Origin of the sequence: Chitinolyticbacter albus (assembly GCF_024437655.1) — a bacterium.
GTDB lineage: Bacteria > Pseudomonadota > Gammaproteobacteria > Burkholderiales > Chitinibacteraceae > Chitinolyticbacter > Chitinolyticbacter albus.
In genome coordinates this window covers 15,930-30,225 of the sequence record NZ_JANBVF010000038.1, presented here as the reverse complement: position 1 = coordinate 30,225, position 14,296 = coordinate 15,930, and the positions used below count along the sequence as shown (strand labels likewise).

The following is a 14,296-nucleotide window of genomic DNA, read 5'->3' as shown; positions in this document are numbered from 1 at the left end:
CGCGTATTCAGTGTGCGATGACGGCACTGAGCTCGTGACTGCGCTCGAGCTGGCGCAAGGCGACCTCGGCGCTGCCACGGTCTGGATAAGGCCCGAGCCGGACCCGGTGCAGGTTGCCACTGGACTGGATGGCCAGCGGCAGGGCCGGTGGCAGTTCGCTTCCCAGCCTGTTGCGAAAGGCCTCGGCATTGGCCAGGCTGGAGAATGCCCCCAGCTGGATGAAGAGCTGGCCGCCCTCGCTGGCGACGGGGGCCGACGCGGTGTGCGCCGGCGTTTCACGCTCGACCACTGCGGGCGCTGTCGGGGCGCGGCCGTCGGCGGCCAGACTTTCGACGATGACCTCGCTGCTGCCTTGCATCGCGTACCCGAGGCGGCAGGCCGCGACGAAGGACAGGTCGATCACCCGCCCCTTGTGAAAAGGGCCACGATCATTCACGCGCACGATGACGCTGCGGCCATTCTTCACGTTGGTGACGCGCGCGTAGCTGGGCACCGGCAGCACTGGCGAGGCGGCCGTCATCGCGAACATGTCGTAGGTTTCGCCGATCGACGTCTTCTGGCCGTGGAACTTGCGGCCATACCATGAACCGATACCCTGCGCCTTGTACTCGCCGGCGCGGGGCAGCGGGGTGAAGCTCTGTCCCAGCACGGTGTAGGGTCGGTTGGCAAAGCGGTGCAACGGCTCGGACTTGGGCGTGGGTTCGGGAACCAGATCGATCCACGGCGGCAGGTCGAGCGGGCCGTCGTCCTTGTAGAAACCACCACTTGCCGCGCGCACATAGGTGCAGGGGTAGTTGGCTGGCTTGTCGGCGAGCGGCGGTGTCGGGGCCTCAGCGGCAGGTGGCCGCTGCGGCGAGCCCGGTGCGGGGCTGCGCGGCGGGGTGCCGCAGGCGGCCAGCAGCACGATACCCAGCAGCGGCACCACTGCGCGCAGTCGCAACGCGTCACCTGTCTTGATCATCTGCCTTGTCATCGCGTCACTCATCCTGAACCTCACGCCTTCATCAGTTTGCGGTCGCGCTGGATGCTCATCAGCAGGCCGAAGCCAACCAAAATCGACACCATGGACGTGCCGCCGTACGAAATCAGTGGCAGCGGCACGCCGACCACGGGCAGGATGCCCGACACCATGCCCATGTTGACGAAGGCGTAGGTGAAGAAGTTGAGCGCGATCGAGCCCGCCAGCAGGCGGCCGAACACGGTGGATGCGTTGTACGAGATCATCAGCCCGCGGCCGATCACGCACAGGTAGAGCAGCAGCAAGAGCACGTTGCCGACGAGGCCGAACTCTTCGCCGAACACGGCAAAAATAAAGTCGGTGGTGCGCTCAGGAATGAAGTCCAGATGCGTCTGGGTACCCGCCAGCCAGCCTTTGCCGAGCAGGCCGCCCGAGCCGATGGCGATGGTGCCTTGGATGATGTGGTAGCCCGCGCCGAGCGGATCACTGGTCGGGTCGAGCATGGTGGAGATGCGGCGGCACTGGTACTCGTGCAGGATGTTGATGCACAGGTCCCAGTGCGTGACGACGTAGGCGAGCCCGCCGACCGCCAGCGTCATCATGCCGATCAATCGCCACGACAGCCCGGCAAAGAACAGCGCGTAGAACCCGCCCGAGGTGATCAGCAGCGCCGTGCCGAGGTCGGGTTGCTTGAGGATGAGCCCGACCGGAATCACGATGATGATGGCGGCGACGACGTAGTGCCGCCAGTTCACGTGCGCTTCGAAATGGTGGAAATACCAGGCCAGCATCAGCGGCAGGGCGATGCGCAGCAGTTCCGACGGCTGGATGCGGGTCACGCCGATATCGAGCCAGCGCGTGGCGCCGTGACTGGTGACGCCGAAGAACTCGACTGCCAAGAGCAGCAGCACCCCGATCACATAGCCGGGCAATGCCAGCCGCATCAGTACCTGCTGGCGGATGTTGGCGACGCACCACATCAGCGCCAGCGAGATGCCCATGAAGGTGAGCTTGTCCGATACACGGGCCCAATCCTGGTTCGATGCCGAATACAGCAGTACCGACGACACCAGGAATACCAGCAGCGTAAACAGCAGCAGCCACGGGTCGATCGGTTGCTTGAAGCGCTGCCACAAGCGCAGGATCATGGCGATTCTCCGGCCGGTTGCGGGGTGCTGGATGCCGCGGCCGGCGCCGGCTCTTCCGGCAGTTTGCCGGTCAGGTAGTAGTCGAGCACCTTGCGCGCCATGGGCGCAGCCGCTTGCGAGCCGAAACCGGCATTCTCGACGATGACGGCGAGCGCGATCTTGGGCTGCTCGGCCGGCGCGAACACGATGAACCAGGAGTGATCGCGCAGGCGCTCATCGATCGCCCGTGCGTTGTACTTGGCGCCCTTGAGCGAGAACACCTGCGCGGTGCCGGTCTTGCCGGCCGAAGTGTAGGTGGCACCGCGAAATACGCTGGCGCCGGTGCCTTCGGTCTGTACCCCCACCATGCCACGGATGACCCGCTCGACGTGCTCGCGTTTCCACGGCAGCACCCGTGATGGCTTGGGTTCGATCGGCACGCGCATATTGCTGACCGGATCGACGAGGCTGGCGACCACGTGTGGCTTGTAGGCCACGCCGAAGTTGGCAAGCGTCGCGGTGGCGTGCGCCATCTGCAACGGGGTGTAGCTGTTGTAGCCCTGGCCGATGCCGATCGACACCGTTTCGCCCGGATACCATTTCTGCTGCGCCGGTTTGCTAAAACGCTGTTTCTTCCACTCGGGACTCGGCAGCACGCCCGGGCGCTCGCCCGGCAGATCGATGCCGGTGCGGCTGCCCAGATCCAGCGTCGACATGAAGCTGGCGATGTAGTCGATGCCCATCTGCACGCCGAGCTGGTAGAAGTAGGTGTCACTCGAGACGACGAGCGAGCGGTCGAAGTTCATGCTGCCGTAGCCGCCCGCCTTGGAGTCGCGAAAGCGCACGCCGCCGAACAGGTAGTAGCCGGGGTCGGCGATGGTCTGGTGCACCAGCGGAAAATCGCCTTCCAGCGCCGCCATCGCCATAAAGGGCTTGAACGTGGAGCCGGGCGGGTATTCGCCGCGCAACGCGCGGTTGAGCAGCGGGTGATCGGGCGATTCGTTGAGCGCAGTCCAGCTCTGCGGATCGATACCGTCGACGAACAGATTGGGATCGAACGTAGGCTTGGACACCAGCGCCAGCACGCCACCGGTGGTGGGGTCGATGGCAACCAAGGAGCCGCGACGATCGCCGAACAACTGCTCGACCACCTTCTGCAGGCCGATATCGACTGACAATTGCAGATCCTGGCCGGACTTGGGTGGATTACGCCTGAGGGTGCGCACGGCGCGCCCGCCCGAATCGATTTCCACCTGCTCGAAGCCGGTGACGCCGTGCAGGTCGTTCTCGTAGCTCGCTTCGATGCCGACCTTGCCGATGTGCTCGGTGCCGCGATAGTTGGCGCGCACGCCAGCCTCGTCGAGCTCGACGAGGTCACGATCATTGATGCGGCCGATATAGCCGATCAGATGCGAGCCGATTTCGCCCTGCGGGTAGTGGCGGAACAGCCGCGCCTTGATCTCGATGCCGGGAAAGCGATAGCTCTGCGCCGCGAAGCGCGCCACTTCCTCGTCGGTGAGCCGGGTCTTGATCGGCAAGGACTCGAAATCCTTGCTCTCTTCCTGCAGCTTGTTGAAACGGCGCTTGTCGCGCGGCGTGATGTCGATGATGCCCTTGAGTGCCGCAATCGTGGCATCGAGGTCGGCGATGCGCGCCGGTGCGATTTCCAGCGTGTAGGCCGAATAGTTGTGCGCCAGGATCACGCCGTTGCGATCGCGGATCACGCCACGCGACGGAGCCACCGGCACCAGCGAAATGCGGTTGGCCTCGGCCAGCGTCATATAGCGATCGTGCTGCACCACCTGCAGCCAGAAAAAGCGCACCAGCAGGACGCCGAACAGCGCCAACACGAACAGGACCGCTGCGGCGAAGCGCAGCTCGTAACTGCTGCGCTCGGTCCGATCGTTCTTCAATAGCTTGCCGCTGGCGCGGCGGGTCTTGCCACGCGCAGGGACGCCGAACATCGGGCGCCGTTTGATCGGCCTCATAACGATTCGCTGACCGGCTTGCGCTGGTAGGCCAGCAGCAGGTTGGATACGGGCACCCAGAGGAAGGCGGTCAAGAGCGGGCCCAGAAAATAGCTGATCGCGGGCAGATCGGCGCCGGCGATCAACCGTACCGCCGCCATCAGCAGCTGGGCGAACACCATCAGTCCCAGCACGGCCGTGGCCTGCTGCCAATAGGGAAAGATGTTGAGCTGGCGTTGCCGCGACAGCACGAGATAGGTGATGACCGAGTACGCCAGCGCATGCTGCCCCAGCAAGTTGCCGTCGGCCACGTCCATGCACACGCCGAGCACGAAGGCCCAGCCGACGCCGACGCGACGCGGCTGGTTCAGCGTCCAGTAGAGCAGCATCAATGCAACGAAATCAGGCGCGAAATGGTTGCCGATCAGCTGCCACGGCAGCAGGTTGAACAGCAGGGCACAGATCAGCGTCAGGATGATCAGGCTGGGGCGCACCGGGCGCAGCAGATGACTGGTGACCGGCATCAGGACGCACTCGCGTTGGCGGCCGCCGGTGCCGGGTAGGCGGGGCCAGCGGGCGGTGGATCGAGAATCAGCAGGAAGCGGTGGGTATCGATGCCTGCGGCGGGGCGGCACAGAATGCGCGGGAACGATGCGCCGGCCACGCGCTCGACGCTGACGACCACGGCCACCGGCAGACCGGAAGGGTAGGTGCCGTCCAGGCCCGAGGTGACCAGCAGATCGCCCGGTTTGATGTCGGCGTTGGGCGCCAAATAGCGCACTTCCAGCAACTGGCCGGCGCCACGGCCGTAGATCACCGTGCGCACCTGGCTGCGTTGCGTCATCACCGGCACCATATGGTTGCGGTCGGTGATCAGGCGGATTTCGGACGTCATGGCCTGGGTGCGCACCACCTGACCGACGACCCCCTGGGTATCGATGGCGATCTGACCGGCTTGCACGCCCTGGTTGTCGCCGCGATCGACGATGAGCTTGGCCGAAAACGGATCACGACCGCTGTAGAGGATTTCGGCCAGTTGCGAAGGCGCCTTGGTGCGCCGGTAGTCGAGTGCGCGCAACTGCGCGTTTTCCGCGGCCAGCCCATCCATGCGCAGCGCCTTGGCCTGGGCGGCCAGCAACTGGTCATTGAGCTTGCGGTTTTCGGCAATCAGATCGGTCTGCACGGTGAGGAAGTCACGGGTGGAGTGCAGCGCGGCGAACGGCGTGGTCGCGAGCCATTGCAGCGGATAGAGCACGATGGCGACCTGTTCGCGCACGCGCCCCAGCATCTGCAACTGGGCGTCCCCGACCATCAGCGCGATCGATAGCGTGGAAAAGATCAAAAGCCGCGTCAGCGGCTTGGGGCCTTGCTTGAAAAAGGCGGGTTGGGTCGCTTGCATGTGTAACCGTGCGGCGAATCAAACAATCGAGGCGGGGATGACCCCGCCTCCTAGGCGCAAGCCGGAACGAACTAGTCGTTGATGAAGATGGCGACGCCACCCTTGTCCAGCTTCTCGAGCGCGCGGCCCGAGCCGCGGACCACGCAGGTCAGCGGATCATCGGCGACGATGACCGGCAGCCCCGTCTCTTCCATCAGCAAACGATCGAGATCGCGCAGCAGCGCGCCGCCACCGGTCAGCACCATGCCCTTTTCGGCAATGTCGGCGCCCAATTCCGGCGGAGTCTGCTCCAGCGAGTGCTTCACCGCCGACACGATCTGGTTCAAGGGTTCGGTCAGCGCTTCGAGGATTTCGTTCGACGAGATGGTGAACGAGCGCGGAATGCCTTCGGCCAGGTTGCGGCCCTTCACTTCCATCTCGCGCACTTCGGCGCCGGGGAAGGCCGAACCGATGCGCTTCTTGATGTCTTCGGCGGTGGTGTCGCCGATCAACATGCCGTAGTTGCGACGGATGTAGTTGATGATGGCTTCGTCGAACTTATCGCCACCCACGCGCACGCTGGAGGCATGGACCACGCCGCCGAGCGAGATCACGCCCACTTCGGTGGTGCCGCCGCCGATGTCGACCACCATCGAGCCCGTGGCTTCCTCGACCGGCAGGCCGGCGCCGATCGCGGCGGCCATCGGCTCCTCGATCAGCTCGACCTTGCGCGCGCCGGCGCCGAGGGCCGATTCGCGGATCGCGCGCTTCTCGACCTGGGTCGAGCCGAAGGGCACGCAGATGACGATGCGCGGGGGCGAGCTGAACAGCCGGCTTGGGTTCACCTTCTTGATGAAGTGCTTGAGCATCTGCTCGGTGATGGTGAAGTCGGCGATCACGCCGTCCTTCATCGGGCGGATGGCATTGATGCTGCCCGGCGTGCGGCCCAGCATCTTCTTGGCTTCGGCGCCGACGGCCAGTATCGTTTTCTTGCCTGATGGGCCGCCTTCTTGCTGGATGGCGACGACCGAGGGCTCGTCGAGCACGATACCCTTGCCTTGGGTGTAGATCAGGGTGTTGGCGGTGCCGAGGTCGATGGCGATATCGTTGGCGAAATAGCCGGAGAGCATGCCTAGCATTGGGGTCTCGCAGTTCGAATTCGTGGTAGCGCAAGCGTCTGACAACGCGTCGCAGAGTTATTCTAGGACTCCGTGCCGACCCCGGGCTGTCTTTCATGAACGACGCCACGCGGGGCCTTGTCGGGGCCCTTCGCCCGGTTTGGGCGAATCAAGCCCGGTATGATACCCTAAGGCGCCAGAAATCGGGCCGCTTTGTTGCACCGCATGGCGTGCTTTTTTGGCCCGGATGCGAAAGGAATGAACCACCCATGTCGCTATCCCTCGACGATGTCAAACGCATCGCCCGCTTGGCCCGGATCGCCGTCACCGACGACGAGCTCGCCGCTTCGCAAACCCAGCTCAATCGCATCCTCACGCTGATCGACGAAATGCGCGCAGTCGATACTACCGGTATCGCGCCGATGTCGCATGCGCAGGACATGCAGCTGCGGCTGCGCGACGACGCGGTGACCGCCGCCGACCGCCGTGACGCCTTCCAGGCCGTGGCGCCCGCCGTCGAGAACGGCCTCTATCTCGTGCCCAGGGTGATCGAATAATGAGCCTATCCAATGTGCGTGCCCATTTCGACGAAGCCGCGGAGCTGTTGGAGCGCGTACGCGCCGACGATGGTTTCTTTGCCGCCATCGATGCCGCGGCCAAGGTGTTGGTGCACTCGTTCCAGAACGGCGGCAAGGTGATTTCCTGCGGCAACGGCGGCTCGCATTGCGATGCCATGCACTTTGCCGAGGAGCTCTCCGGGCGCTACCGGGGCGATCGCCCGGCGCTGGCGGCGATGGCGGTGTCCGATCCGACCCATATCACCTGCGTGGGTAACGACTACGGCTTTGCCGAGATCTTTGCGCGCCAAGTGGCGGCATTTGGCCGACCGGGCGACGTGCTGCTCGGCATCACCACCAGCGGCAATTCGGCCAACGTGATCCGTGCGGTCGAAGAGGCGCGTGCCCGTGGCCTGCAGGTGATCCTGCTGATGGGCAAGGACGGCGGCAAGCTCAAGGGCGCTGCCGACGTCGAGATCATCGTGCCGCACTTCGGCTACGCCGACCGTATCCAGGAAATCCATATCAAGGTCATCCACACGCTGATCGACCTCGTCGAACGCGGCATGGACTTCGTGCCCGCCAACTGAACCCACATATGATCGAATCCTCGCTCAAGCAACTGGCCGCAGCGCTCGCGGCCAAGCAAATCTCCGCCGTCGAACTCGCCACCGAGTTCCTTAACCGTGCCGAGCAGTACAACGGGGCGCTCAATGCCTTTATCACGCTCGACAAGCAGAAGACGCTGGCCGAAGCGCTGGCGGCGGACCAGGCGCGCGCCAACGGCCCGGTCGGGCCGCTCGCCGGCATTCCGGTCGCGCACAAGGACATCTTCTGCCAAGAAGGCTGGCGTACCACCTGCGGCTCGAAGATGCTCGGCAACTTCGTTTCGCCCTACTCGGCGCACGTGATCGAACAGTGCCGCGCCGCCGGCCTTGTCACGCTCGGCCGCACCAATATGGACGAGTTCGCCATGGGCTCGTCCAACGAGAACAGCTATTTCGGCGCGGTGAAGAACCCATGGGATGGCGCTGCGGTACCTGGCGGCAGCTCGGGCGGCTCGGCCACTGCTGTCGCGGCGCGGCTGGCACCGATAGCCACCGGCACCGACACCGGCGGCTCGATCCGCCAGCCGGCAAGCTTCTGCGGCATCACCGGCATCAAGCCGACCTATGGCGTGGTATCGCGCTTTGGCATGATCGCCTACGCCAGCTCGCTCGATCAGGGCGGCCCGATGGGCAAGAGCGCCGAGGATTGCGCGCTGCTGCTGAACGTGATGGCGGGCTTTGATGCGCGCGACGCGACGAGCCTCGCTCGCGAGCGCGAGGACTACGCTCGTGATCTCGATCGGCCGCTGGCTGGCCTGCGCATTGGCCTGCCCAAGGAATACTTCGCCGAAGGCCTGGCGCAGGATGTCGCTGCGGCGATCGATGCGGCGATTGGCGAGTACAAGAAGCTTGGCGCGACCGTGGTCGAGATCAGCCTGCCTAATACCAAGCTGGCGATCCCGTCCTACTACGTAATCGCGCCGGCCGAGGCGTCCTCCAACCTCAGCCGCTTCGACGGCGTGCGCTATGGCCATCGTGCTGCCCAGTTCGAGGGGCTGAACGGCATGTATGAACAGAGCCGTGCCGAGGGCTTCGGCTGGGAAGTGAAGCGTCGCATCCTGACCGGCACCTATGTGCTGTCGCACGGTTATTACGACGCCTACTACCTGCAGGCGCAGAAGATCCGTCGCCTGATCGCCAACGATTTCCAGGCCGCTTTTGAGCAATGCGACGTGATTGCAGGCCCGGTGGCGCCGACCACGGCGTGGAACCTGGGCGAGAAGAGCGACGATCCGGTCGCGATGTACCTCGCCGACATTTACACGCTGGGCGTCAACCTCGCCGGTTTGCCGGCGATGAGCGTGCCGGTGGGCTTCGGCAGTACCGGTCGTCCGGTCGGCCTGCAGCTGATCGGCAACTATTTCAGCGAGGCGCGCCTCTTGAACGCGGCGCATCAGTTCCAGCTGGCGACCGACTGGCATACGCGCACGCCGGAGCTGTGATGCTGGCCGAAATCGCGCAACTGGAAGCACTGGCGCTTAGCGCCTGGCCGGCGCTGGCGAGCGAGCTCGTCGACGGCTGGGTCATGCGCTTTGCCAATGGCTATACCAAGCGCGCGAACTCGGTGATTCCGCTCTATCCGGCTGAGCAGCCGGACGAGGCCAAGATCGCCTATGTCGAAGCGCGTTATGGTCAGGCTGGCCTGCCGTGCATTTTCAAGCTGACCGAGCAGGCGCGCGTGCTCGATACCCGGCTTGCCGAGCGTGGCTATGAGATCGTCGACCCGACCAGCGTACAGACGACGGATCTGGCCACGCTGGCGCTCGATCTTGACCCGGCAGTGACGCTGGCGGATACCCCGCACGATGGCTGGTTCGATGCCTTCGTGCGCATCAGCGGCCTGGATCCGGCGCAAGGGGCCACGGCCACGCAATTGCTCGCGCGTTACGCGGCGCCGACCGCGTTCGCCGTGCTGCATGAAGCGGGCGAGCCGGTGGCGTGCGGCTTTGCCGTGCGGCAATGGGATAGCGTGCTGTTGTTCGACATCTACACTCATCCTGCCGCCCGCCGCCGCGGCCGTGCCGCGCGCGTGGTAGCGCGCCTGCTGGCCTGGGGGCGCGACGCCGGCGCAGCACGCGGCCTGTTGCAGGTGGTCGCGGCCAATGCCGCGGCTCGCGCGTTGTATGCGCGCTTTGGCTTCACCGAACAATATCAGCATTGGTATCGCCGACAGCCCCGCTGCGGCGAGCGAACATAGAGAACCCACACCATGAAATGGGAAGTTGTCATCGGGCTGGAAGTGCATACCCAGCTCACCACCCAGTCCAAGATCTTCTCTGGCGCCAGCACCGCCTTCGGCGCCGAGCCCAACACGCAGACCGCCGTGGTCGATATCGCCTTGCCTGGCGCGCTGCCGGTGATGAACAAGGCAGCGGTCGAGAAGGCCATCCAGTTCGGCCTCGCCATTGGTGCCAAGGTCAATCGCCGCTCGGTTTTCGCCCGCAAGAATTACTTCTACCCGGATCTGCCCAAGGGCTACCAGATCAGCCAGTTCGAGCTGCCGGTGGTCGAGGGCGGCGCGATTACCATCAACGTCGACGGCGTCGACAAGGTGATCAACCTGACCCGTGCCCACCTGGAAGAGGATGCGGGCAAGTCGGTGCACGAAGGCCTGCATGACGGCACCGGCATCGACCTGAATCGCGCCGGCACCCCGCTCTTGGAAATCGTGTCCGAGCCGGAAATGCGCTCGGCCGCCGAGGCGGTGGCGTATGCCAAGGCGCTGTATAGCCTTGTCACCTGGATCGGCATTTGCGACGGCAATATGCAGGAAGGCTCGTTCCGCTGCGACGTGAACGTGTCGGTGCGCCCACAGGGGCAAGCCGAATTTGGCACCCGGCGCGAGATCAAGAACCTCAACAGCTTCAAGTTCATCGAGCAGGCGATCGCCGCCGAGGTGCGCTACCAGATCGAGCTGATCGAGGATGGCGGCAAGGTGCAGCAGGCCACGGTGCTGTTCAACCCGGATACCGGCGAGACGCGCGCAATGCGCAGCAAGGAAGACGCGCACGATTACCGCTACTTCCCCGATCCCGATTTGCCGCCGCTGGTGATCGGCGAGGACTGGATAGAGCGGGTGCGCAGCGCGCTGCCCGAGTTGCCTGCGACGATGCAGACCCGTTTTGTAGGGGTGTACGGCATTCCGGCCTACGACGCGGTAACGCTGACGGCGTCCAAGGCGCTGGCGGCCTACTACGAGGCCACCGTCGCCGCCGGTGCCGATGCCAAGCTCGCCAGCAACTGGATCATGGGCGACATCAGCGCCACGCTGAACCGCGAGGAAAAGGACATCAGCGCGAGCCCTGTATCCAGCGAAGCGTTGGCCGGGCTGATTAAGCGGGTGATGGACAGCACCATCAACAACAAGACCGCCAAGGACGTGCTCCGCAAGATGTGGGACGAAGGCCTGGCGGCCGACGCGATCATTGAAAGAGATGGTCTGAAGCAGGAAACCGACACTGGCGCGATCGAGGCTATCGTCGATGCGGTGCTGGCAGCTAACCCCAAGGCGATCGAGGAATACCGTTCCGGCAAGGAAAAGGCACTCAACGCGCTGGTCGGCCAAGTGATGAAGGGCTCGGGCGGTAAGGCGAATCCAGCGATGGCGCTGGAGTTGTTGAAGAAAAAGGTGGGGTAAATAGTAAAGCGGCCGATAGGCCGCTTTACTATTTACATAGTGAGATTCCAGAGTTGAGACCCAGATACATGGTAATTAAAATTGCCTCAGCCCTGATTTTTTTGGGTTTGAGTGTTGTTGGTTTTGCACGGGATCAATTTGATTCGGTTGAAAGAAAGCTGCTTCTTGAGGCAAAAGAGGGAGGTGCAAAATCCCAGTATTTATTAGGGGTTTTGTATTCGGATCCAATGTTTCGAAGAGTGAATTTGGAGCAGGCGGTTTCCTGGTATGAAAAGGCGACACGAAACGGCAGCATGGAAGCTGCTTGTGATCTCTGGAACTTAAATTTGAAATCAGACTGGCAGGGGCGATCCTCGGAAAAGGCCCTGTACTGGATAAAAAAAGCAAGCGAAGGGAATGCTCCGTGCGGGTGGTATGGGTTGGCTTTGATGAATGAAAAAGGCATTGCGATGGAAAAAAACGTCGGCATGGCCTTTTCGTTGTATAAGAGAGCCGCTGAGGCGGGTGATGCGCGGTCGCAGATTAATTTGGCAGCAATGTACTTGAATGGGAAGGGGGTTCCTGCAAACGAGGAGCTATCTTTGTACTGGATTCGGAAGGCGGCCGATCAAGGAGACCCTATTGGGTTGTTTAAGTATGGCAGTCATCTGTTAAGTACTAAAGAAAAAGCGAGTCGCCATGAGGCGGTGAATTTGTTTAGGCGTAGCTTGGCCAAGGGGAATGTCATGGCGGCAGGTTCCCTTGGTTTTGTTTATGCAAATGGGGCGCTGGTTGAGAAAAATACGATACTGGCCTATGCGTTGTTCGATTTTTTGAACGAGGCCAATAATAATATTTCAGTCGACGAGGATGTGATGCTGCAGATGAGGGATATGGGCAGGAAGGCAAAAGATCAGCTTGAGGCGGGAATGAGTAAGTCGGAGATTAATCGGGGTGATTTCATATCTGATGAGCTCAAGAGTTCACAAGATATCCTAAAAACCCTGGATAAATATGCAAAACAATAGCATGCAAAAATACAACTCGCGTAGGTGCGATTGGTAAATTAATCGCACAAGTGAACCCAACTGCCGACGCTGTTCGGCGGTTTTATTTTGCTGTGCCTGCGGCACGATGCTTCAATGCCGGTTCCGCCCGGCGGACGGGTTCATTTCTTTTGCTTCGCCAAAAGAAACGAACCAAAGAAAAGGCGACCCCGCCTTGCGGCCCTCCGGGCTGACCTCAGTCGGTCGCGAGCCTAAGGTCTCGCTCCGCTCCTTCGGCGCTGGCAAAGGGGAGAAAACCACGCGCCGATATGGGCTGGAGCATTCATCACAAGCTCGCTACCAGCAAAATCTCCCTTCATCCCCCTTGCGCCAAGGGGGAAACGTGGTCCGCAGAATGTAGTGAATTCACCCAGCGATCTTGGCATACCAACCGAACTCCCCTCAGAAGCGCCGAGCGAGGAACAAGCGGGGCGGGGTTTCGCCGAGGATGTTTGAGGCCAAAGGCCGAGTCCCGCAGGCGCCGACTCGATTGTCCGCAGCGAGGGAACCCGAAGGGCGCGGATGCGGGGTCGCCTTCTTTTGGCTACTTTTCTTGGCGACGCAAGAAAAGCAGCCCGTCCGCCGGGCGGAACCGGCATTCAAGCACCGCGCCGCAGGCGCTATCTATGCTCTCCGCTTCCGGTAACACGCCAGCCACAATTTTTGCGTTAGTCTGCAGACCTACCCCACCCTAACGGAGGTCTGTCATGCAGCTGTTGATCGGCAACAAGAACTACTCGTCGTGGTCGCTGCGGCCGTGGCTGGTGATGAAGCAGGCGGGCATTGCCTTCGAGGAAACGCTGGTGCCGCTGTACCAGGGCGACAGCAAGGAGCAGATCCTGCGCATCAGCCCGTCGGGCAAGGTGCCGGCGCTGGTCGATGGCGACCTGGTGATCTGGGATAGCCTCGCCATCGTCGAATACCTGGCGGAGAAGTTTCCCGGTCGTGGCATCTGGCCGGCCGATCCGGCTGCACGCGCGGTGGCGCGATCGGTGTCTGCCGAGATGCATGCGGGCTTCACGCAGCTGCGCACCCATCTGAGCATGGACATTCGTGGCCGCAAGACCGCCCGGATCGATGCGGCGACGCAGGCCGAAATCGATCGGATTTGCGCGATCTGGACCGATTGCCGCAATCACTTCGGCGAAAACGGGCCCTTCCTGTTCGGCGCGTTCTCGGCGGCCGATGCGTTCTACGCGCCGGTGGTCACCCGCTTCGTCACCTATGGCGTGGAGGTGCCCGACAGTGCGCGGCAGTACATGGCAACCGTCCTCGCCTTGCCGGCGATGCAGCAATGGATAGCCGACGGTGCCGCAGAGCCCTGGTCGCTGAGCTTCTGATTCCGGTATCCCGACAATGACAAAGGCCGCCCGTGGGCGGCCTTTGTCATTGAGCCTGTCGCGGCCTCAGGTCTTGCGCCGGATCAGCGAGACCACGAACAGGACCAGGAAGATCACGAACAGCACCTTGGCGATCCAGGCTGCGGTGCCGGCAACGCCGCCAAAACCGAGCACCCCGGCAATCAGCGCGATCACGAGAAAGACGATGGCATAGTGCAGCATGATGTAGTTCTCCTTAGTTGGTAGCGTCCTTCACGGCGTCCTTGGCCTCACCGGCCGCATCCTCGACCTTGTCGCCGGCATCTTCCACCGCATCGCGTACCGGCTCGGCAGGGCGGCGATCGAGCGCGTCGTCGACCTTGTTCTCGACCTTGTCCATCGTGGTTTCCGGCTTGTCACTGCACGCCAGAAGCGGCAGCGTGAGCATGGTGGCAAGCAGCAGGCGGATCAGCATGGTTCACCTCGTTGTTCAGTACTGGTGAAGTCAGCGTAAGGTCGAATCGGTGTCGGGTGACTGTAAATAATGGCGGTGTGATAACGGCGCGCTTGAGCGCAGTGGGCTCGCAGGTCGAGCAAGGTGC

Annotated in this window: 15 protein-coding genes; 7 read left to right on the top strand and 8 right to left on the bottom strand. The window is 62.8% G+C overall.

Translation table 11 applies throughout. The features are described from left to right. Positions 1-7: 7 nt before the first annotated feature. The 6 genes from NLI84_RS19050 to NLI84_RS16440 form a co-directional block, all read right to left on the bottom strand. On the bottom strand, positions 8-961 hold the full coding sequence (locus tag NLI84_RS19050; RefSeq protein WP_284699958.1) for a septal ring lytic transglycosylase RlpA family protein: 954 nt from the start codon (positions 959-961) through the stop codon (positions 8-10). Between the two features lie 32 nt (positions 962-993). Further along, entirely contained in the window at positions 994-2,106 is a 1,113-nt protein-coding gene (rodA, locus tag NLI84_RS16460) for a rod shape-determining protein RodA (protein ID WP_255991788.1), read from the bottom strand. Then, on the bottom strand, positions 2,103-4,073 hold the full coding sequence (gene mrdA / locus NLI84_RS16455) for a penicillin-binding protein 2 (RefSeq protein ID WP_255991786.1): 1,971 nt from the start codon (positions 4,071-4,073) through the stop codon (positions 2,103-2,105). Before mrdA ends, rodA begins: the two co-directional genes overlap by 4 nt. Then, positions 4,070-4,576 carry a rod shape-determining protein MreD gene (mreD, locus tag NLI84_RS16450; RefSeq protein WP_255991784.1) on the bottom strand — a complete coding sequence of 169 codons (507 nt, stop codon included), beginning with the start codon at positions 4,574-4,576 and terminating at the stop codon, positions 4,070-4,072. Before mreD ends, mrdA begins: the two co-directional genes overlap by 4 nt. Beyond that, positions 4,576-5,451 (bottom strand): rod shape-determining protein MreC, encoded by an 876-nt coding sequence (gene mreC, locus NLI84_RS16445; protein ID WP_255991782.1) that lies wholly within the window; start codon positions 5,449-5,451, stop codon positions 4,576-4,578. Before mreC ends, mreD begins: the two co-directional genes overlap by 1 nt. A 71-nt stretch (positions 5,452-5,522) precedes the next feature. Next, entirely contained in the window at positions 5,523-6,569 is a 1,047-nt protein-coding gene (locus NLI84_RS16440; protein WP_255991780.1) for a rod shape-determining protein, read from the bottom strand. Positions 6,570-6,817: 248 nt separating this feature from the next. Here NLI84_RS16440 and gatC point away from each other — a divergent pair, with 248 nt between their 5' ends. From gatC to NLI84_RS16405, 7 genes are all read left to right on the top strand, one after another. Continuing rightward, a complete protein-coding gene (gene gatC, locus NLI84_RS16435) occupies positions 6,818-7,105 on the top strand; it encodes an Asp-tRNA(Asn)/Glu-tRNA(Gln) amidotransferase subunit GatC (protein WP_255991778.1) in 288 nt (95 codons plus the stop codon). After that, positions 7,105-7,695 carry a D-sedoheptulose 7-phosphate isomerase gene (gene lpcA, locus NLI84_RS16430; RefSeq protein WP_255991776.1) on the top strand — a complete coding sequence of 197 codons (591 nt, stop codon included), beginning with the start codon at positions 7,105-7,107 and terminating at the stop codon, positions 7,693-7,695. The genes gatC and lpcA overlap by 1 nt, the downstream gene beginning before the upstream one ends. Before the next feature lie 8 nt (positions 7,696-7,703). Then, on the top strand, positions 7,704-9,155 hold the full coding sequence (gene gatA / locus NLI84_RS16425) for an Asp-tRNA(Asn)/Glu-tRNA(Gln) amidotransferase subunit GatA (RefSeq protein WP_255991774.1): 1,452 nt from the start codon (positions 7,704-7,706) through the stop codon (positions 9,153-9,155). After that, the gene (locus NLI84_RS16420) at positions 9,155-9,910 is read left to right on the top strand and encodes a GNAT family N-acetyltransferase (protein WP_255991773.1); all 756 of its coding nucleotides are present in this window, start codon (positions 9,155-9,157) and stop codon (positions 9,908-9,910) included. The genes gatA and NLI84_RS16420 overlap by 1 nt, the downstream gene beginning before the upstream one ends. A gap of 12 nt (positions 9,911-9,922) precedes the next feature. Continuing rightward, a complete protein-coding gene (gene gatB / locus NLI84_RS16415; protein ID WP_255991771.1) occupies positions 9,923-11,350 on the top strand; it encodes an Asp-tRNA(Asn)/Glu-tRNA(Gln) amidotransferase subunit GatB in 1,428 nt (475 codons plus the stop codon). Positions 11,351-11,418: 68 nt separating this feature from the next. Next, entirely contained in the window at positions 11,419-12,357 is a 939-nt protein-coding gene (locus tag NLI84_RS16410; RefSeq protein WP_255991769.1) for a tetratricopeptide repeat protein, read from the top strand. A 725-nt stretch (positions 12,358-13,082) separates the two neighbouring features. Continuing rightward, on the top strand, positions 13,083-13,715 hold the full coding sequence (locus NLI84_RS16405) for a glutathione S-transferase family protein (protein WP_255991768.1): 633 nt from the start codon (positions 13,083-13,085) through the stop codon (positions 13,713-13,715). 66 nt (positions 13,716-13,781) lie between these two features. Here the strand turns inward: NLI84_RS16405 and NLI84_RS16400 are convergent, their stop codons facing one another. Then, on the bottom strand, positions 13,782-13,937 hold the full coding sequence (locus NLI84_RS16400; protein WP_255991766.1) for a DUF1328 domain-containing protein: 156 nt from the start codon (positions 13,935-13,937) through the stop codon (positions 13,782-13,784). 13 nt (positions 13,938-13,950) lie between these two features. After that, on the bottom strand, positions 13,951-14,169 hold the full coding sequence (locus NLI84_RS16395; RefSeq protein WP_255991764.1) for a hypothetical protein: 219 nt from the start codon (positions 14,167-14,169) through the stop codon (positions 13,951-13,953). Positions 14,170-14,296 lie beyond the last annotated feature (127 nt).